18 protein-coding genes are annotated in these 18,836 nt (G+C 47.0%); 16 read left to right on the top strand and 2 right to left on the bottom strand.

The features are described from left to right. The first annotated feature begins 30 nt into the window (after positions 1–30). The 3 genes from ACSQ8P_RS32405 to ACSQ8P_RS32395 all read left to right on the top strand — a co-directional run bounded on the left by ACSQ8P_RS32405 (position 31) and on the right by ACSQ8P_RS32395 (position 2,501). Positions 31–1,239 carry a multidrug effflux MFS transporter gene (locus tag ACSQ8P_RS32405; RefSeq protein ID WP_436238951.1) on the top strand — a complete coding sequence of 403 codons (1,209 nt, stop codon included), beginning with the start codon at positions 31–33 and terminating at the stop codon, positions 1,237–1,239. A gap of 100 nt (positions 1,240–1,339) precedes the next feature. Further along, entirely contained in the window at positions 1,340–2,176 is an 837-nt protein-coding gene (locus ACSQ8P_RS32400; RefSeq protein WP_436238950.1) for a hypothetical protein, read from the top strand. 184 nt (positions 2,177–2,360) lie between these two features. Continuing rightward, on the top strand, positions 2,361–2,501 hold the full coding sequence (locus ACSQ8P_RS32395; RefSeq protein WP_436238949.1) for a hypothetical protein: 141 nt from the start codon (positions 2,361–2,363) through the stop codon (positions 2,499–2,501). A 672-nt stretch (positions 2,502–3,173) separates the two neighbouring features. Here ACSQ8P_RS32395 and ACSQ8P_RS32390 read toward each other — a convergent pair. Beyond that, entirely contained in the window at positions 3,174–4,118 is a 945-nt protein-coding gene (locus ACSQ8P_RS32390; protein ID WP_436238948.1) for a DNA-3-methyladenine glycosylase family protein, read from the bottom strand. 152 nt (positions 4,119–4,270) lie between these two features. Here ACSQ8P_RS32390 and ACSQ8P_RS32385 point away from each other — a divergent pair, with 152 nt between their 5' ends. From ACSQ8P_RS32385 to ACSQ8P_RS32355, 7 genes are all read left to right on the top strand, one after another. Then, the gene (locus tag ACSQ8P_RS32385; protein WP_436238947.1) at positions 4,271–4,813 is read left to right on the top strand and encodes a bifunctional transcriptional activator/DNA repair enzyme AdaA; all 543 of its coding nucleotides are present in this window, start codon (positions 4,271–4,273) and stop codon (positions 4,811–4,813) included. 30 nt (positions 4,814–4,843) lie between these two features. After that, positions 4,844–5,407 (top strand): methylated-DNA--[protein]-cysteine S-methyltransferase, encoded by a 564-nt coding sequence (locus ACSQ8P_RS32380; RefSeq protein ID WP_436238946.1) that lies wholly within the window; start codon positions 4,844–4,846, stop codon positions 5,405–5,407. A gap of 229 nt (positions 5,408–5,636) precedes the next feature. After that, entirely contained in the window at positions 5,637–7,298 is a 1,662-nt protein-coding gene (locus ACSQ8P_RS32375; protein WP_436238945.1) for a spore germination protein, read from the top strand. Continuing rightward, positions 7,298–8,413 (top strand): GerAB/ArcD/ProY family transporter, encoded by a 1,116-nt coding sequence (locus ACSQ8P_RS32370; RefSeq protein ID WP_436238944.1) that lies wholly within the window; start codon positions 7,298–7,300, stop codon positions 8,411–8,413. Before ACSQ8P_RS32375 ends, ACSQ8P_RS32370 begins: the two co-directional genes overlap by 1 nt. Beyond that, positions 8,394–9,611: a Ger(x)C family spore germination protein gene (locus ACSQ8P_RS32365; protein WP_436238943.1), complete on the top strand. Its 1,218-nt coding sequence runs from the start codon at positions 8,394–8,396 to the stop codon at positions 9,609–9,611. The genes ACSQ8P_RS32370 and ACSQ8P_RS32365 overlap by 20 nt, the downstream gene beginning before the upstream one ends. Before the next feature lie 15 nt (positions 9,612–9,626). Then, entirely contained in the window at positions 9,627–9,827 is a 201-nt protein-coding gene (locus tag ACSQ8P_RS32360; protein ID WP_436238942.1) for a CLC_0170 family protein, read from the top strand. A gap of 14 nt (positions 9,828–9,841) precedes the next feature. Next, positions 9,842–10,657 carry an SPL family radical SAM protein gene (locus tag ACSQ8P_RS32355; protein ID WP_436238941.1) on the top strand — a complete coding sequence of 272 codons (816 nt, stop codon included), beginning with the start codon at positions 9,842–9,844 and terminating at the stop codon, positions 10,655–10,657. Between the two features lie 21 nt (positions 10,658–10,678). Here the strand turns inward: ACSQ8P_RS32355 and ACSQ8P_RS32350 are convergent, their stop codons facing one another. Beyond that, positions 10,679–11,617: a helix-turn-helix domain-containing protein gene (locus ACSQ8P_RS32350; RefSeq protein ID WP_436238940.1), complete on the bottom strand. Its 939-nt coding sequence runs from the start codon at positions 11,615–11,617 to the stop codon at positions 10,679–10,681. 201 nt (positions 11,618–11,818) lie between these two features. Between ACSQ8P_RS32350 and ACSQ8P_RS32345 the strand changes: the two genes are divergently transcribed. From ACSQ8P_RS32345 to ACSQ8P_RS32320, 6 genes are all read left to right on the top strand, one after another. Then, a complete protein-coding gene (locus ACSQ8P_RS32345; RefSeq protein ID WP_436238939.1) occupies positions 11,819–12,556 on the top strand; it encodes a ThuA domain-containing protein in 738 nt (245 codons plus the stop codon). Between the two features lie 225 nt (positions 12,557–12,781). Beyond that, complete coding sequence (locus ACSQ8P_RS32340) at positions 12,782–13,633, top strand: helix-turn-helix domain-containing protein (RefSeq protein ID WP_436238938.1); 852 nt, start codon at positions 12,782–12,784, stop codon at positions 13,631–13,633. A gap of 105 nt (positions 13,634–13,738) precedes the next feature. After that, positions 13,739–15,256, top strand: coding sequence for an ABC transporter substrate-binding protein (locus ACSQ8P_RS32335; protein WP_436238937.1), 1,518 nt, complete (start codon positions 13,739–13,741; stop codon positions 15,254–15,256). Between the two features lie 17 nt (positions 15,257–15,273). Then, entirely contained in the window at positions 15,274–16,176 is a 903-nt protein-coding gene (locus ACSQ8P_RS32330; protein ID WP_436238936.1) for a carbohydrate ABC transporter permease, read from the top strand. After that, complete coding sequence (locus ACSQ8P_RS32325; protein ID WP_436238935.1) at positions 16,173–16,997, top strand: carbohydrate ABC transporter permease; 825 nt, start codon at positions 16,173–16,175, stop codon at positions 16,995–16,997. Before ACSQ8P_RS32330 ends, ACSQ8P_RS32325 begins: the two co-directional genes overlap by 4 nt. 52 nt (positions 16,998–17,049) lie before the next feature. Then, entirely contained in the window at positions 17,050–18,447 is a 1,398-nt protein-coding gene (locus ACSQ8P_RS32320) for a sulfatase (RefSeq protein WP_436238934.1), read from the top strand. Positions 18,448–18,836: the final 389 nt, after the last annotated feature.

Raw genomic sequence — 18,836 nt, 5'->3', positions numbered from 1 at the left:
ATGGATAATTAGGAAAGTAAGTGATCTCATATGTCCATTACTTCGCAAGCTAAAGAAATAACGAGCGGCAGCCGCTTATGGATGGTGCTGGTGCTCGGTTTACTCGCCTCCTTCGGGCCGCTTTCCCTCGATATGTACTTACCTGCGCTACCTGTCATAGCGGGTGATCTCCATACAACGACTTCGCTCGCACAAATGAGCTTAACTGCCTGCATGCTCGGTCTCTCCCTAGGCCAGCTCATTGCTGGATCGGTGAGTGATGTGCGCGGAAGACGCATGCCTCTGTTGGTCGGCCTCTTGATTTATGGCGTAGCCTCAGCACTTTGCATGGTTGCTCCATCGATTTGGGCGTTCCTGATCCTGCGCTTCGTGCAAGGGATGGCGGGAGCTGCTGGGATCGTCATTTCCCGAGCGATCGTTCGTGATATGTATGAGGGCGTGGCGTTGACGAAATTTTTTGCGCTGCTGATGCTTGTGAATGGTTCGGCTCCCATCCTAGCTCCGATTATCGGGGGACAGCTGCTGCAATTCACCTCATGGCGCGGTGTCTTTCTTGTGCTCAGCTTGATCGGTGTCGTGATGCTAATCATTGTTGTACTTGGGCTAAAAGAAACCCATCCGCCGGAACGCCGCTCCAAAGGCGGGCTTACGAATACCCTGCGTATATTCCGAGGTCTACTCACTGACCGTTTGTTCATGGGCTATGCGTTAACGCAGGGGCTCATTTTCGCAGGCATGTTCGCATATATTTCAGGGTCGCCGTTTGTTTTACAGGATATATTTGATGTTTCTCCACAAATGTTCAGTGTAATCTTCGCGGTGAATGGGGCTGGTGTTATCCTTGCTGGTCAAATTACGGGACGACTTGCGGGCAAAGTCAGCAATCACCGTTTGCTTGCTGGAGGCTTAGCGATAGCAGTTCTAGGAGGCTTGTTGTTGCTCGTTGCAACGCTTAGCGGGGCTGGGCTCATGTTGATATTGCCGGCGTTCTTCCTCATCGTGGCCTGTATTGGTCCGGTTTCGGTATCAACTTCCTCCTTGGCTCTGCAAAATCAAGGGAAAACAGCCGGCAGCGCAGCAGCCTTGCTAGGTCTTATGACCTTCGTCATCGGTGGTTTAGTAGCACCACTTGTCGGTCTTGGCGGCAGCCAGACAGCTGTACCTCTTGGCATAATCATCGCTGCTATGGAGCTGGGTGGCGTGCTTTGCTTCGTTTTCCTAACGAGAAAAAAAGCGTGATCGGCGAATACTTTTTTTAAAAAAATTCAAAGATTTTTCACAATTAACGTTTATACTGAAAGAAGAATTGACCAATTTGTGAAAAAGGTGGCTAACTCGCATGAAGCGCATTCATAAAACGTGGCTTATCGGCACACTGGCAGCTGGATTATTGATCAGTGGCGGCTTCGTACTTCAGTATAATCAAGCATTTGCTAATGACACAGACACGACGACTCCTGCACCTAAGAAGATTCAGGATAAACATAGCTTTGAAAAGCGTCAAGCACCAAGAGGCAGCTTTGATTTCGGTAAGGGCGGTATTGGAGGCGAAATCGATTTTTCTGCCATCCTTGGCATAGATAAGGGCGTCCTTAAAGCGGAAATTGATGCGGGTAAAACCCTCGTTCAAATCGCTCAGGAGAAAGCCAATCTCAGTGAAGAGGCGCTGCTTGCTAAACTGACAGAGGCGGAAACGAAGAAAATCGATACAGCACTTAGCGAGGGGAAAATCAAGCAAGAGCAGGCGGATAAGCTCAAAGATGGGCTCGCCGATCGGTTGAAGAAAATCGTAGAAGCGAAGCCTCACGCAATGAATTTCGATAAAAAGCCAATGCCTCGCGGCGGGAATATGCCTGGTGGTGTATGGGGCGATCCGCATGAAATCGCAGCGATTCTCGGCATCACCGAGGAAGAACTAGCGACTGAGCGTCAAGCAGGGAAGTCCCTTGCCGAGATCGCTGCAGCGAAAGGCATCACCGAGGATCAGTTGATCGCTAAGATCAAAGACAGCATGACGGATAAGCTGAAAAGCTTCGTTGAACGCAAAGGCGGCGGCGAGCGTCCAGTACCACAGCCACGTGGAGATGGTGGTTCGTTCAAAGGTAAGCCAGGCCACGGCGGGGAGCAGAGAACTGCTCCGTCATCAGCACCGAAAGCGACGCCTTCGGCTACTTAATTCGTGGTCGTAATCGACTTATAGGAATAACAAAAGGTTGCCACATTCGATACCATTCGAGCGAGGGCAACCTTTTGTGCTGAGTCGGGTGAGATGGAGGGAAGCGGTTAGGTGGCGTAGAAGTTTTCGCAGGAACATCGTGTTAGGTAGAAGAGTAGGAGTAACTTGAAGGAGGAGTAGCCAAATGGAAGAACTTATCGGTCATTGTCGTACATGTGAGAAGCCCATCTATTGCAAAATGGGATTTCTGGATGGCGTCGTACAGCCGGATAAATCATTAGTATGCTTTGCATGCTCAGGTGAGGTCCAGGAGGAGGATGAGTGAGTGGGTGTGGAATTGGAGGAGTGAATGATGAACTCTGATGCTGAAAGGAATGGACTAGTAACATCAATGACTGATCCGCGTCCTGAACAAATTAGCGGCACCAACTGATGAATTACCGCCAGAACAAATTAGCTACTTCAACTGCTGATTCTCGTCAGAACAAATTAGATAGCGCACAATTTCCCTTACCGACCAACATTAGATTAATCCTGCTCCCTCACTCTCTTTTCACTCTACTTTCCACTTCACTCTTCATCCCACGCTTCCCCTCACTCCCCAATTATGGACGCTTCCCAGCATTAGATGGAAAAAGTACATCTATTTTCATGTGATTTCGCTAAAATAAGCATTTAACTGGATAACATGTAGTTATTTCAAGCAATTTTGCTCAAAAGGGTGAAATGTTGAGGAATTAGCTACATGAAATACAGTTAAATGGTTTTACAGCTGAAATTTGCCGAATTTAGCTACATAAAATACAGTTATTTTGTGGCGAGGGCGAGGGCGAGGGCGAGGGTTAGGGTGATGGGGTGGGCGCGCTCGGGGGACGCCCGGCGGTCGCAACCTCGGTGAAGCCCGGCGGGCGCGCTCGGGGACGCCCAGAGTGACCCATGCTGCCGCACCGGTGGCCGCGTCTAGCGTCGTGTCGCTAGCCGCGTCAATCAGCCGCGGCTAATACAACACCCGCCACAAGTAAAACGTGGCGTAGGCCTCCCAGCCCCGCCAGCCCTCCGCGAGCTGGCGGATCTCTTCGAGCGAGGGCTTGGCCTCCAGCCCAAGCACATGCTTCAGCGCGTTATGCAGGCCGACATCGGCCAACGGGAACGCAGCGGGGTTGCGCAGACAGCGCATCAGCACATAGTTGGCCGTCCAGGGGCCGATGCCGCGAATGCGCAGCAGATCTTTTTCCATGGCTAGGAAATCGCTCATCGCAAGCAGCCCAGCCTTGGACAACGTGCATTCCGCCATGAGATTGGCAACGCCAATAAGGTACTCCGCTTTTTTACCCGTGAATTGTAAAGCGGTGAGATCCTCAGTCGTGAGTGCAGCGATGCGCTCCGGCGTCGGGAAAGCCCAATACGTTCGTCCCTCCCAATGCAGGGAGGTGCCGAAGTGCTCGACTAGACGCCTCTTGAGCGTATAGGCAAAAGCCAAATTAATCTGCTGACCGATAATCCCCCAGCTCATCGCCTCAAACAAATCCGGAATCCCCATCAAGCGCAGCCCTCGGAATTCCTCCGTCACTTGCCGAAGGATCGGATCCTTCATCTCATAAAATGGCGTCAAATCCGTCCCCAAATCAAACCACTCCCACACATAGCGAGCGATATTTTCATGGTCTGTAGAAGTTAAACTAGCACCATTATAGTGGACAATTCGGATATGAAGCACTTCGTCATCCTCACTGTGGACAGCGATAAGCGCGAGGTTATCCCCAACGGGCAGCAGCTTATAGATGCTGGAGTTATCCACAACGAATAGGCACTCATTCGTTGAGCGGCTTAAATAGCCGATATTTTGCTCGTATCGAAAAGGGCCTGGCAGAGCTAGCGAGAGCGTGCTCGATTGTTCGTGCCATTGTAGGCTGGATGGGTCAAAGGCTTGCAGATGTGACATCGTCATTCTCCTTATCGTAGGAAGTCGTTACATGCATTATCGCCGAGAGCGGCTTTTGTAATCTTGCTTTCTCATCTCGGAACCCTTACAACCACAGGCATGTTTGGGTATACTGAGCTTATAAAAGGAACGCAAGGAAAGGGGCATCCGGTATGCAGGAGCGGTTTTGGCAAGCTATCGTAGCGAATGATGCGGCGTATGATGGGACATTTTATTATGCGGTGGCGACGACAGGGATTTTCTGCCGGCCTTCCTGTAAATCGAGGCTTCCGAAGCGGGAGCATGTGCGTATTTTTCATCATCAACAAGCGGCTATGGCTGAAAGTTTCCGTCCTTGTAAAAGGTGTCGGCCTGACGGCATCCGGCTTCCCGATGAGACATGGGTTGCGGAAATGAAGGCGCATATCGAAGAGCACTTCGCCGAACCGCTGTCGTTAGCGACGCTTTCGGAGCATTTTTATGCGAGTACGTACCATCTGCAAAGGACTTTTAAACGAATAGCTGGCGTGACGCCGCTTATGTATATTGGGCAGGTCCGGCTGGAAGCTGCTAAAAAGCTTCTCATCACCACGGACTTGGCCGTGCAGGTGATTGGGTCGCGGGTGGGGATAGCGAATGCTGCCCATTTTGCGACGTTGTTTCAGAAGAAGACCGGGCTTACGCCGACGGAGTTCCGACAACAGCTAGTTCATTAACGATAACCGAGTTGGGAGGTTGGATGCAACATGGGGAGAGAAGTTACGGAAAGTAAGGTAAACCATAAGATCTACTGGGGTGCGGTTCGGTTGCAAGGTCGTAATTTCGTGATGGCCATAACGGATGTAGGGTTGGGTTATTTGCAGTTTCAGAAAGGTGACTCGAGAGATGGCGTTGACGTTGAAGCGTGGCAAGAATTCACCCAATGGGCGAGAAAGATTGGACACCCAAGCGGATGGTTTCAGCAAGAGGATCGGTTAAAGCCTTACATGCTGCAATTGGATGAATATCTGCGAGGAGATCGGGCGGTGTTTACACTCGCACTGGATTTACGGGGGACGGAGTTTCAACAGTCGGTCTGGAAAGCACTACATGGCATTTCACATGGTGAAACGGTAAGTTATTCACAGGTGGCCCAGTCGTTAGATAAATCCAGTGCTGTGAGAGCGGTCGGAACAGCCATCGGCGCAAACCCTGTGCTTATCGTTGTACCTTGCCATCGAGTCGTAGGGAAGGATGGCGCGCTGACGGGCTATCGTGGCGGGCTGGACAATAAGGAGAAGCTTTTGCGGTTGGAGCGGCAAGGGAAGTAAGTCAATGAATTTCTATATGTAATAAGGATTTTACAACTTTATGGGAGTCGTTTATTGTCACTATTCAATGACATTAAGCTGGCTCCTATTCTCCGTTATTGATAATAAATTCACTCCCATGTATTCTTCCATGCATAGAATCTCAAATATGGATCAAAATACGGGGAAGGAAATGAATGGGAATAGGAAGCTGAATTCATCATGAGCGTGTTTACAGGGGGCGAATTGCATGACCTTTTGGAGTTGGTATAAGCTACGGTCAAAACAAATTTCCCCAAGTCAGCAGCCTCGGATGATCCCGCTGAAGGATTCACCTGCTCATCAGGTTATGGAAGCAAATAAAGAGGCGAGTGTCAGCACGCAACTCGAAGCGACGATAACTTTCGTTCAAAAGATACTCGGCGAAAATGACGATTTCATCATACGTCGAATTTGCATGTTTGACGATCAACCAGCTGTCGTGATGTATTTCCCTGATTTGATTGATAAACAGTATTTGAACGATCATATTTTAAAGCCTTTGATGCTAACGTCCTCTCAAGATTATGCTAAAGCAGTAAGCCGCCCTATGAAAGAGTTTCTTTTGAACGATACGCTTTATGCGTGTGAAGGAAGAACGGAAACACATCTGAATGATATTATCCAGGCCATTGTAGAAGGGAACACTGTTCTTCTAGTTGACGGAATAACGGATGCGTTTATCTTCAGTACACGCCATGTTGACAAGCGGTCGATCACACAGCCAGAAACTGAACAGGTGATCCGTGGCGCACGGGAAGGTTTTATCGAAATGTTGGGTACGAATTTGGCCCTGCTTCGTTACCGTCTCCCGACGCCGGATTTACGGATAAAAACGATTCGAATTGGACGTATCACCAAATCCAAAGTGGCGCTCTGCTACATAGATGGGGTTGTGAATCCTGCACTCGTAGAAGAGGTGTTCAGACGATTATCGTTGATTGATATCGATGGCATCCTGGACGCTGGGTATTTGGAACAGTTTATTGAAGATAACCATATATCCCCGTTCCCGCAAATTCAAAACACCGAACGACCGGATAAAGCGGTCGCAAATCTGATGGAAGGCAGAGTTATCCTGCTTGTAGACGGATCTCCGTTTGCTCTCATATTGCCTACGGTATTCAGTCAATTTTACCAAACGGTCGAAGACTACTCAGAGAGGTATCTCCTCGTCAGTTTTATACGGCTATCACGCTTGGTAGCCCTGATTTTCTCACTGATTTTCCCGTCGTTATATGTAGCCTTAATTTCGTTTAATCCGGAGCTGATCCCTACTGAGTTTGCGGTAGCGGTAGCGGGGGGGAGAGCGGGGGTGCCTTTCCCTTCCGTCATAGAAGTTTTGATCATGGAGATATCCATGGAAGTATTAAGGGAAGCAACACTTCGGCTGCCGCAGCAGGTTGGTGGAGCGCTCTCCATTGTTGGCGTGCTTGTCGTTGGGCAGGCAGCGGTTGCAGCAGGATTTATCTCTCCGATTACGGTTGTTATCATCGCTTTGACGACGATCGGTTCCTTTGCCACACCGGCTTACAATGCGGCCTTGGCCTTGAGACTGCTGCGCTTTCCACTTGTGGTTTTATCTGGCATATTCGGCTTATATGGGGTGATGATCGGGTTGATTCTGATCGCCAATCATATGCTTTCTTTAAGATCATTCGGTGTTCCTTACTTGAGCCCGCTAGTCCCTGGTAATTTTCAAGGGATGAAGGATACGCTTGCACGGCTGCCGCTGTGGAGCATGCCCAAGAGACCGGCACTTTTACACACACCGAATGACACCCGCCTTGGGAAAATAACGAAAGAAATGAGTGAAGAAGCTCCAAACAACACATTAGACCCTTTGAAGTGGAAAAAGGAGGAACGTAACTGATGGAACATCCTCGCCAGATCACAGTCATTCAAGCGGCGATCATACTGATTAGCACAATCATTGGGGTGGGCGTATTAGCCCTCTCGCTATTTGCTGTCAGAGCTGCCGATTCCGGGGCACCGCTTGTAACATTGCTAGGTTTTTTGGTTGGTTTATTAGGACTTTGGCTGATAACGAAGCTCGGTATGCGTTTTCCTACGCAATCTATTATTGAATATAGTGAGGATTTGATAGGTAAATGGGCCGCGCGCGGATGCAGTGTTTTGATTATCGTTTTTTTTTGCTTGCTTACAGCACTGGCATCACGTGAATTTGGGGAGGTTGTTGTCACTTCCGTCCTAACCAAAACACCGCTAGAGGTGACGGTGATCGTCATGCTGCTGCTAGCGGCAGTTTCCTCTCGCGCAGATATAACGACTTTTACGTATTTTCACCATTTTTATTTCCCGATTATCGTATTTCCAGGAATATTGATTGTCGTACTCTCGCTAAAAAATGCACAATTAATCAACCTTCTGCCCCTATGGGGGAATGGACCAAGCGGCATGTCAGGGGGAATCCTCACGATGGCAGCCTTATTTCAAGGCTCCTTTGTCATGACCATCGTCATACCTGCAATGCGCAGGCCGGAGAAAGCCATGATTGCGGGGTATGTTGGCATGGTAACATCCGGGGGGTTATATATTCTTATCGTGATTGCGACAGTAGGCGTATTCGGAGCAGAGGAAATTAAAAAGTTAGTTTGGCCAACGCTGGAATTAGCCAAGACGACTTCACTGCCTGCCAACATCCTGGAGCGTTTAGATGGCGCATTTCTTGCGGTATGGGTTACTGCAGTGTTTACGACGTTGTTGTCTACCTATTATTTAGCCATTAATTGCTTAAGCCAGCTGTTGCGCCTCCGAGATCATAAAATGTTCGCCTTCTTTCTTGTTCCCTTTATCTATGTCATCGCGATGTTCTCACAAAATCTGCTGCAGTTGTATGAAATCATTCAAGTTGTCGGCCGCTGGGGACTCGTATTCACAGTTGCGTATCCATTTGTCTTATTTATTGTGGCCATGATTCGAAAGAAAAAAAGCCGGGGTGATCAACTTGTGGCAAAGTCTGATTAAACAGATTCTTGTTTTCGTGTTGGTTGCCCCTTTGCTTACAGGTTGCTGGGATCGCTTAGAAATCGAAGATCGAGCCGTCATCCTAGCGATTGGCATTGATAAGGCGAAGCCGGGTGATGAGAAAGAAAGCAGCAATGCTACGCATATTCTCAAACAGGATTCAGAGACCAATAAGGGACTCATTCGTATTACCGTTCAAATTGCTGTTCCCGGCCGCATTCCTTTAGGTACTGGGGGCGGATTCGGCAGCACTCCCGGGGAGAAACCGGTCTGGGTGCTGAGCAGTGTTGGATATACCATTGATGATGCTTTAATGAATCTTCAGCAGCAGCTCGCAGATCGTTTGTTTTTTGGCCATTTGCGGGTCATTGTGCTATCGGAAGCTGTAGCCAAAAATGGAATCGAGAATGAAAATGACTTCTTTCGGCGTCAACCTCAAGTCAGAAGAACCGTTTGGATGGTCGTATCCAAAGGAAATGCGGCTGACATCATGAACGCTACTCCGCAATTGGAGCGTGTTCCGACTTTATATTTGCTCGCCACCTTGGAACATGCCAGAGAAATGGGCAAGCTGCCCAACATTTTCTTGGGCGTCTTTTTCAGTGCCAGTTCTGCCAAGGGACAGGAAGGGATTCTTCCCTATTTGGAATTAAAGAAGGAATCGAACATAGAAATTGCCGGGATGGCCTATTTCAAAAACGATAAAATGGTCGGCACCTCAACAGCATTGCAAATCGGCCATTATATGGCGATGAAAGAAATTAACCCAGGGGGGTATAGTGTCCTTCAGGAAATGCCAGGCGCGAAAACGATGGTTATTTTCAAAAGCAAGCACCGGAAGTCGAGAATAAGAACAACAATCAGAAATGGAAAAGTACATACCATCATAAAATGCCAAGTCGAAGGGGATTTAGCGGAGAAATCGAATGAGAAGGTACTCATCACAAAGGAAAATTTGAAGCTGTTAGAGGAGAAAATTCAAAATGACGCTAATGTTGGATTTATAAAATTTATCCAACAGACTCAGGAGGATGGCAGCGACATTTTCGGCTTCGGGGAGTATGTGCGCGCGACACAGCCAGCCTACTGGAACAAGGAAATCAAAACCAAGGAAGCATGGGAAGATATGTATAAAGAGATGGACGTCGAAGTCTCGATGCAGGTTAAAATTAGACGAATTGGGACGAAAACCAACTAGGGAAGGATTCGGCCAATGATTACGTTTAACAATTACACGGTTATGCTACTGTTGATCTCTGGGTTGCTCGTCTTAGTTTTCGATGTAAAAATTTATGCTAAGGCCAACATGCTCAAAGAGAAAAGGGGAGCGTTCATCGTCGGATGGTTCAATATCTCTTTAGGCGTCCTTTCGTTCCTCGGCTATTTGGTGTATGAGAGGTGGTTCTGGAAATAAAAGGAGGTACACCTATGGTCAATGTGCAGAGAAAGCAATCGAAGACGCTGCTGACAAAAGCGAGCGGCTTCCTCGAAGGTTACTCGCATACGTTAAATCCGTACACGGGCTGCTCCTTTGCCTGTTCCTACTGCTATGTTCGGCAAATGCCAGTAGCCTTATTCCGCAGTGAAGCCTGGGGCAGCTGGGTCGACGTGAAGGAGAATGCGCCTGCGCTCCTCGCCAAGGAGCTGGCGAGGGCCAAGAGCAAAGGGCCCGTTACGATCTTCTTCTCCTCGGCGACGGACCCGTATCAGCCGATCGAATACAAGGAGCGGCTCACCCGCGCGCTCCTCGAGGTGATGTCCGTGCAGCAGCCGGACTTCTTGTTCGTGCAAACCCGCAGCCCGCTCGTGACGCGGGATGCGGACCTGCTACAGCTGCTCGGCGACCGCGTCCGAGTCAGCATAACGGTGGAGACGGACCGCGAGGATATCCGCCGAGCGTTCACCCCGTCCGCGCCACCGATCGCGGCGCGGCTAGAGGCACTCCGCGAGCTCGCCGCTCGCGGGATCCCGGTGCAGGCCACGATAGCGCCAGCGCTGCCAAGCTCGGAAGGCTTCGCCGAGCGGCTGGCGGGCATCGTGGATCGGGTGTGCATCGACGATTATTTCATGGGCGATGGTGGTGGAGGCAAGCGCACGGAACGCATCGGCGTGCGAGCTATCTATGACGCGCTGGAGCTGACCGACTGGTACAGTCGGGATGCGTATCGGCGCGTGCACGAACAGCTCCTGCGGCATTTTCCGCAGGAGCGTGTCTTTGTCTCGCAGGAGGGCTTCCTCCCTTGAGAGCCAGTATTCACTCTATTTCTAACCCAACTGGTGCTCATCCTTCAACTCCGAATGGTCACGCAGTCGCTGCTTGAATTCCTTCGGTGAGCATTGATTATAACGCTTGAACAGTTTGTAGAACTGAGCCATGTTCTGAATGCCGACCTCATAACTAATTTCCATAATGCTGAGATCCCCTGTGAGTAGGAGGCGCTCGGCTTTTTTGATACGTTTATAATTCACATAATCAATAAAGGATAATCCCATCACTTTTTTAAAATACTTAATAAAGTAATGATAGCTCAGATTTAGAATGCGGCATACATCTTCGACCGTAATTCTCTCTGTCAAATGCTCGTCGATATAATCCAGCGCCGGACGCAAACGTGAGATGCCAGAATCCTCGGTCAGCCCAGCAAGATCACGTTTATCATTGCGTAGAAGAAGCAACAGGAGGTGCTTAATGGCAGCAACGATGGCTAGCTCATAGCCGATTGTACGAGATTGCGATTCCTCATGAATTTGTCGGATGAGCTGGTAAGCGCTTGCTCTGACTGCCCTATTCGAACGAAAAAGTTCATTAAATGGCTCCAACGAATGTGTCAGTTCCGAAAATAAATGTAAATAAGCAAGTGTGCTCAGATCAAAGTGCTGCGTCAAATCAATTTGAAATACAATTTGATGCAAGGGCTCTTCGGAGTATTTATGTGTGCGATGGGGCTGTGAGGAACCAAGCAGCATGACATCCCCTGCCTCCATGATCGTATACGCATCCTTAGTTTGGATAGCGAGTTGACCCTGGGTTACGACCAGAAACTCAACTTGCTTATGCCAATGCCATGTCCATGGGTCGGGTAGGTCGGATTGGTGGAAGTCATGTTTGATTTCCCATATTTTTAAGAAAAGAAGCGGGTTCTGGTACACAACTTCTTCATTTCTAATTTCAGTTAAGTTTGTAGGACTAAGAGTAGGGTTCATAGGCAGGGATACCTCGCTGGACATTTTTCAATAAGACCGACGCCTAAAAATAATAAGAATTAGCCTCATTAAGTATAACATTGCAGGGCAGCAGATGACACTATTGAATAAGAAGTAGGCACAATTCTGCCTTTCCTTGGCGCTTGGGAAAACCTATACTCAGAAGTAAGAATGAATACGCTATCGTGGAGGCATAGAATGATGAGTAAACCATTAAATGTAACTGTTTGGAACGAGCATCGTCATGAAAAAGAAAGTGAAATTGTCCGCGCTGCCTATCCAGATGGCATACATACAGCCATTGGTGAGGGCCTGAGCGGTTCTGTCCAAGTCACATATGCAACTTTAGACGATCCCGAGCATGGGTTGACGGAAGAAGTTTTGAACAATACGGACGTCCTCATTTGGTGGGGACACAAAGCGCACGGCGAAGTACAAGACGAGATCGTAGCTCGTGTTCAAAAGCGTGTGTGGGCAGGCATGGGCCTAATCGTCCTGCATTCTGGTCACTTCTCCAAAGTATTCAAAACCCTTATGGGCACATCCTGTGATCTCAAATGGCGCGAAGCTGACGAGAAGGAACGCCTATGGGTTGTTGCTCCAGGCCATCCAATCGTGGAAGGCATTGGCGAGTACATAGATCTTGAGGCAGAGGAAATGTACGGGGAGCATTTTGATATCCCACAACCGGATGAACTCATCATGGTTTCTTGGTTCGAAGGCGGCGAAGTGTTCCGCAGCGGTTGTACGTTCCATCGCGGGAACGGGAAGATTTTCTACTTCCGTCCAGGTCATGAAACATACCGTACGTACTACAATGAGCAAATCCGCCGCGTCATCTCCAATGCGGTTCAGTGGGCAGCGCCATCCACACGTGAATACCCGAAATACGGTAACCACAAGCCATTGGAAGAGATTAAAGCGAAGGTTAAAGCTTAAAATCATAGCGTAGCGAAGTACAGAGCATGCTCCCAAATCTTTGGGGCATGCTTTTTGCTGTTGGCAATTAGTTGATTTTGCTTTTCTTGTGATTTAAACTTACAGAAATCTAATAGGCAGATTAATCCTAAAAGAATAATTGACATTAAGCGGCGCCTCTGGGATGACAATCCTGTTATCTCAGGGGCTTTTTTTACGTAACCATACCAAATAAGGAGTGAATCCATGTCAACTCAGATCGAGGATCTATATGCCATAACGCTGTTTGATGTTAAAAAAATACAATACTACTCTCGGATCATGTTTGATTTCGACCAGCCTTATCTGACGGTATCTTACATCAAAAAAGGAGAGGTTATAACGACAGACGACGGTAAAGAGTATATAGCCAAAACCGGAGATGTTATGATTCACCGCCCCCATACGCCTTTTAACGTTATTTCGCAGGAAGAAGGAGTCCATTATCTGCTCAGCTTGAAATTGCATGTTAGAGAAGGAGAAGATTTCTTTCGATTATTTCCATTGGACAAAGTCATCAAAATTAGGGATACATCTCTCTATGAAAAGAAGTTCGACGAACTTCAAGACTTATGGCAGCAGAAAAATGAGGAACTCAGCTCTATGCAGTCCGTCTTTCTAGCGCTCTTCCTGATTCATGAAATTGTAGAAAGCTCTAAAATCGGTGAAAAGCGCAAATCCAGGGAGACGTTCGAGATAGCCCGGTTTAATTATGCCCTGCATTATATTGAGAAGGGGCTGGAGCGCAATATTACACGTGAGGAATTAGCAGAAATTTACCATATGAATCCCGTTTATTTTAGCCGTGCATTTAAACAGGTGTATGATCTGACACCTATGCAGATGCTTCAAAAAATGCGCGTCATGCAAGCTAAACGAATGCTGGAAGACCCCGAGAATACGATTGAATTTATTTCTCAAAAATGCGGCTTCTACGATGCGTCTCATTTCAACCGTGCTTTTCAAAAAACATTCCGCATGTCCCCCAATCAATATCGGAAAAGTATCAAAAGTACAAAAAGTGGAATCGCGTCTACATGGTCTGAGGATAAATTGTAAGATAACATAATAGTTAAATCGAAGGCATCAAATCCTCATTGCGTACCCTACACGAGCTCTTCGTTCAGGAAGTAACATTTTTCAGAAATAAAGGGGGATATACCATTGGTACAAAAACGGAAGTATGCTGCCTTATTCATCGGATCTGCTCTAGTTGTACAAAGTATGACGGCTTGTTCAGCTTCAAATCCGAATCCGAACAGCACAGGAACTCCTGCTGCAACAGGGACTGCCGGGGAGAAAGCCCAGGCGTCGACATCCGGAGAAAAAGTTACCTTGCGCGTGATGGACTGGGCAGACAGCGAGAAGCCTTTTCGTGAAAAGTTTATCAAAGATTTTGAAGCAAAATACCCCAACATCAAAATTGAATATACGCTAATGAGCGTCGATCAATTTCAGAATACCATTACAACCGCGATTAAATCAGGGGATGCGCCGGATCTATACCCAATACCCGGCAACATGTCATTAAGCATGGCGGTAAAGGGAGAGTGGTATCAGCCGTTAGATCCGTATATTGACGACACTTTCAAAAATCAATTCGCAGATGGCGCATTTGTTGAAGGCTCGACCATGCTAAATGGAAAAATCTACTCCATTCCAGCCCTGGCGAGTGTGCCGAGTACGCTTGTATTTTACAATAAGCAGTTGTTTCGAGATGCCGGATTAGATCCCGAAAACCCACCAAAGACTTACACGGAATTCCGCCAAGCTGCTAAGAAAATCACAGAAGCAGGCAAAGGCAAAGCTTTCGGTATCATCGAGGGCGGTAAACAAATTGGTCGATGGAAATTAGCGGCTATGGACTGGTCGACACTGGGAGGCAGCGGTTTAAATCAACAATCGCCGATCAGTTTGGTAACGCATGATGCTAACTATGACAGTAAAGAAGTACTTGATGTCATGAATTTATTCAAGGGGATAAAGGATGACGGAAGTTTCCATCCGAAGACGATGAGCATATCTGCACCTGAAGCTCGCGCCTTATTTGGAGAAGGTCAAGCCGGTTTTATATTGCAAGGGGAATGGTCGATTGGCGTATGGAAACGTGACAACCCGAACTTGGACTTTGGTGTCATGGCGCCTCCTGTTCCGGATGAAGGTCAGAAGGGCTTCCTGCCTAGATCCAGCTATAGTCCTTGGATTGGCATGTCCAAAACAACGAAGCACCCAAAAGAAGCTGCCTTGTATTTAAAGGAGTATTTCAATAAAGATTATCAGTCCGTACTCGTTAAAGCGGGAGATCGCTTCTCTATTTTAAAAGAGATAAATGAGAGCTCATCGGAAATACCACAATTCAAGCAGTACTATGACATCGCTCAGAAGTATTCGCGTTTAGTACCTAATCCGCAAATCAGGAACCCTGAACTAGCAAGTGTATACGGAAATTACAAGGATGTTCAGCCAGGTGTAGGCGATATTCTCCAAGGCGTTGTATCCGGGGCAATTAAAGATCCTACTGCTGCGCTTAAGCAGTTATCCGATATTGTCGATAAGTCATTAGATACAGCGATTGCGAAGGCAAAATCAGAAGGCGCAAAAGTAGACAAAAATGATTTCATCTTCTCGAATTGGAGTTCTGATAAGAATTACACACAGCAAGATTATAAATCAATTCAATGACGGGGAGTTCGGGCATCATGAAAACCAAGTGGAGAATTGAAATCTGGTGTTGGCTGTTTCTACTTCCTACTATAGCACTTTTCGTTCTGTTTCAAGGCTGGCCGATCTTGGCCAGCTTGTATTATGCCATGTTGGATTGGTCGGGACTAACGTCAGATTCAACCTTTGTCGGACTAAATAATTTTGTTGATGTGGCGAAGGACCCTTACTTTTGGAATGCGTATAAAAATAGTTTTAAATTTATGTTGGGTGTAGTGCCATTAAATCTCCTTGTGCCCTTAGTGCTTGCCGTCGTTTTGAATCGTCCCAAACTTAAGGGAGCCAGCATATATCGGACGTTAATCTTTTTGCCGGTGGTCACGACGACATCAATTGTCGGTATTATCATGGTTTTCATATGGGGCAGTGACGGAGCGGTGAATGATGCGCTTATGAAATTAGGTTTGCTCGATACACCTATTAATTGGCTAGGTGACGCCAAATGGTCGATGTTTACCGTTATTCTCATCTCGGTGTGGAAAAACTTAGGCATTAACATGATTTATTGGCTTGCCGGACTGCAGAGCATTCCCAAGGATCTTTATGAGGCGGCTGAAGTGGATGGAGCAAGAGGGACGAAATTATTTGTTTATATCACGATACCTCTTCTATTGCCGATAGGAGCCGTCATCTTATTGCTAAATGTCGTCAATTCGCTGAAAGTGTTTGATTTAATTAAAACCATGACCAACGGAGGGCCATTCTTTGCCACGGATGTTGTGTCCACTTATATTTATCGTTACGCTTTTTCCAGTGAAATGGGATTGCCCCAATTAGGATATGCTTCGGCAGCGGGTCTGTTCTTTGCAGTAACGATTAGTGTTCTAGCCATTATCCAATCCGTGCTGAATAAACGAATGAAAGGTCGTGCAAAATCATGAAAACCTTTCAATTATCGATGTTTCACGTCGTCATGACTGCTTTTTGTCTCGTATGGATCTATCCGTTCTTATGGATGGTTTCAGCATCCTTCAAAACGCAGAGTGAGTTTTTTGCAAACGGCCTTAAGCTAATTCCAAACAGCTTTCAAATGGGTAACCTGATCAGAGCATGGAATGAAGCAAACTTTGAGCGGTACTTTCTAAATAGTGTGGTTATATCGGTCAGCACCATCCTCATCGTACTAATCGCAACAGCAACGTGCGGTTATGTGCTTGGCAGGTATACGTTCAGAGGAAAGAAATTGCTCTTAGGCGTTCTAGTTGCCAGCATGTTTGTACCCATGGAGTTTGCCATTATTCCAATCTATGATCTAATCAAACATTTGGGACTGATGAACAATTTACTGGGGGTTATTCTTGCGGAAGCGGGAGGAGCGCATATTATATTTATTCTGCTTTTCTCAACGTTCTTCAGTCAGATTCCTAAGGAGCTGGAGGAAGCTTCCATCATGGATGGTTGCGGGTTTTTAAGGACATTTCTTACGATTATGCTTCCGCTATCCAAACCCATCGTCGGCAGTGTGACGATTATGCAGTTCATTTGGTCCTGGAACTCGTTCATGATTCCTTTAATACTAACGCTCAGTTCCCCGAATCTCCGTCCACTTGCTGTTGGATTGTATGCATTAAGGGGAGAGAACGTTGTCGATTGGACAGGGATTGCGGCCGGAGGTACGATTGCCATTCTTCCGATTATTGTTATTTTCTTGTTCTTGCAGCGCTACTTTGTAGATGGGATTGCCGGGGCAGTGAAGGGTTAATGATAGATCATGCGCGTGCTATAAAATATATCAAAGGCAGGTTACATAACTTATGCGAATCCTTTATCTGGATTTAGATTCTTTGCGTCCTGATCATCTCGGCTGCTATGGTTACCACCGAGCGACCTCTCCTAATATTGATCGTATCGCAGAAGAGAGTGTTAGATTTAACAACTATTACTGCTCGGATGCACCGTGTATGCCATCCAGAACAGCCTTAATGTCTGGCAAATTCGGCATCCATACCGGCGTTGTCGGACATGGCGGGACAGCTGCGGATATGAGACGCGAAGGAATGGAGCGGGGCTTCAGTGATCGTTTAGCGATGGAGAGTCTTCCTGGCGTATTGCGCAAGATTGGCATGAAAACGGCATCAATCAGTACCTTTTCAGAAAGACATTCCGTGTGGACTTTTAATGCAGGGTTCAATGAAGTGTTTAATCTGGGGGATAAGGGGGGAGAATCGGCTGATAAAGTGCTGCCGATCGCACTGAAATGGTTAGAGGATAATGCGAACACAGAGGATTGGTTCTTACATCTGAATTTCTGGGACCCGCATACTCCTTATAGAGCGCCAGACCACGTAGGCAATCCTTTTATTGACGAACCTATGCCGGCATGGATCACAGAAGATGTATTTCAGCAGCATAAGCTCAAAAGTGGGCAGCACAGTATTGAAGACATGAATAAGCTTGCCAAGTCGCATTATTATAGACATCCAAGGCATAGCCAAATGATTGAGGAACATAACGATTTAAGGGCGATTATTGATAACTATGATAGCGCAATTCATTACATGGATGAGCATATCGGGCATGTGATTCAAATGCTCGACAAGTTAGGCGTGTTAGCGGATACAGCTATTATTATTAGTGCAGATCATGGGGAGAATATGGGGGAGTTAGGTATTTACTCCGAGCATGGAACAGCGGATCAGGCTACCTGCCGAATTCCTATGATTATCCGCTGGCCTGGTGGCCTTAAAGGAAGTGTAGACGAGGGTCTCCACTATCAACTTGATCTCGCGCCTACACTGGCAAGCTTGCTTCATACGGAGAAACCTGAGTCTTGGGATGGTTTGAGCTATGCGGAAAGTATTACGAAAGGTACGGATACTGGAAGGCCATACTTGGTGGTATCCCAATGCGCGCATGTCTGTCAGCGAAGCGTCAGATTTGAGAATTGGCTGTATATCCGCACCTATCACGATGGTTATCACGGATTTCCGAAAGATATGCTGTTTGATTTGGAAAATGATCCATACGAACAGTACAATCTTGTTGAAGAAAGAAGCGATATCCACATGAAAGCTGTCTATTTGCTTAATGAATGGCATGATGACATGATGCTGTCGATGAAGGAAGACGCAGATCCGTTGTGGACCGTTATGAAAGAAGGCGGACCTTTCCACGCGAAGGAATATAAGCAGATATTGGATGCTGTGAAATGAGTTCTTTGAGATCCCCATGAATTAATCACGGGTATAGGTGCTCAGTTAATCTTGATATATATATTCACTCATCATCATCATCACTGCTGCCATCTATTCACTCTCACTCACTACTGTAGTACAACGACATGAAAGTACCTACAATGAAACCTTGTTAAATCAAGGTTTTTTGTGTTTGTAGGGATTTTCTTGTCGTTTTTTTTGCGACAAGAAAATCCCTATATAACGGGTTAAATATGCATTATTAAAGTATGGAGCAGATGGGAAGAACAAAAAAACTTGGCCTGATAAGGACATTTGGATAAATTGCGTAAGAAGGTCACGGTTCGCAGATTCGGAGGTATCGCTTTTTGACTCTAACTAAAAGCGATTAAAGCCTGCCGCTAATA

The sequence above is a fragment of the Paenibacillus sp. LjRoot153 genome (genome assembly GCF_964253085.1).
Taxonomy (GTDB): domain Bacteria; phylum Bacillota; class Bacilli; order Paenibacillales; family NBRC-103111; genus Paenibacillus_E.
This window is presented reverse-complemented; position numbering and strand designations above follow the sequence as displayed.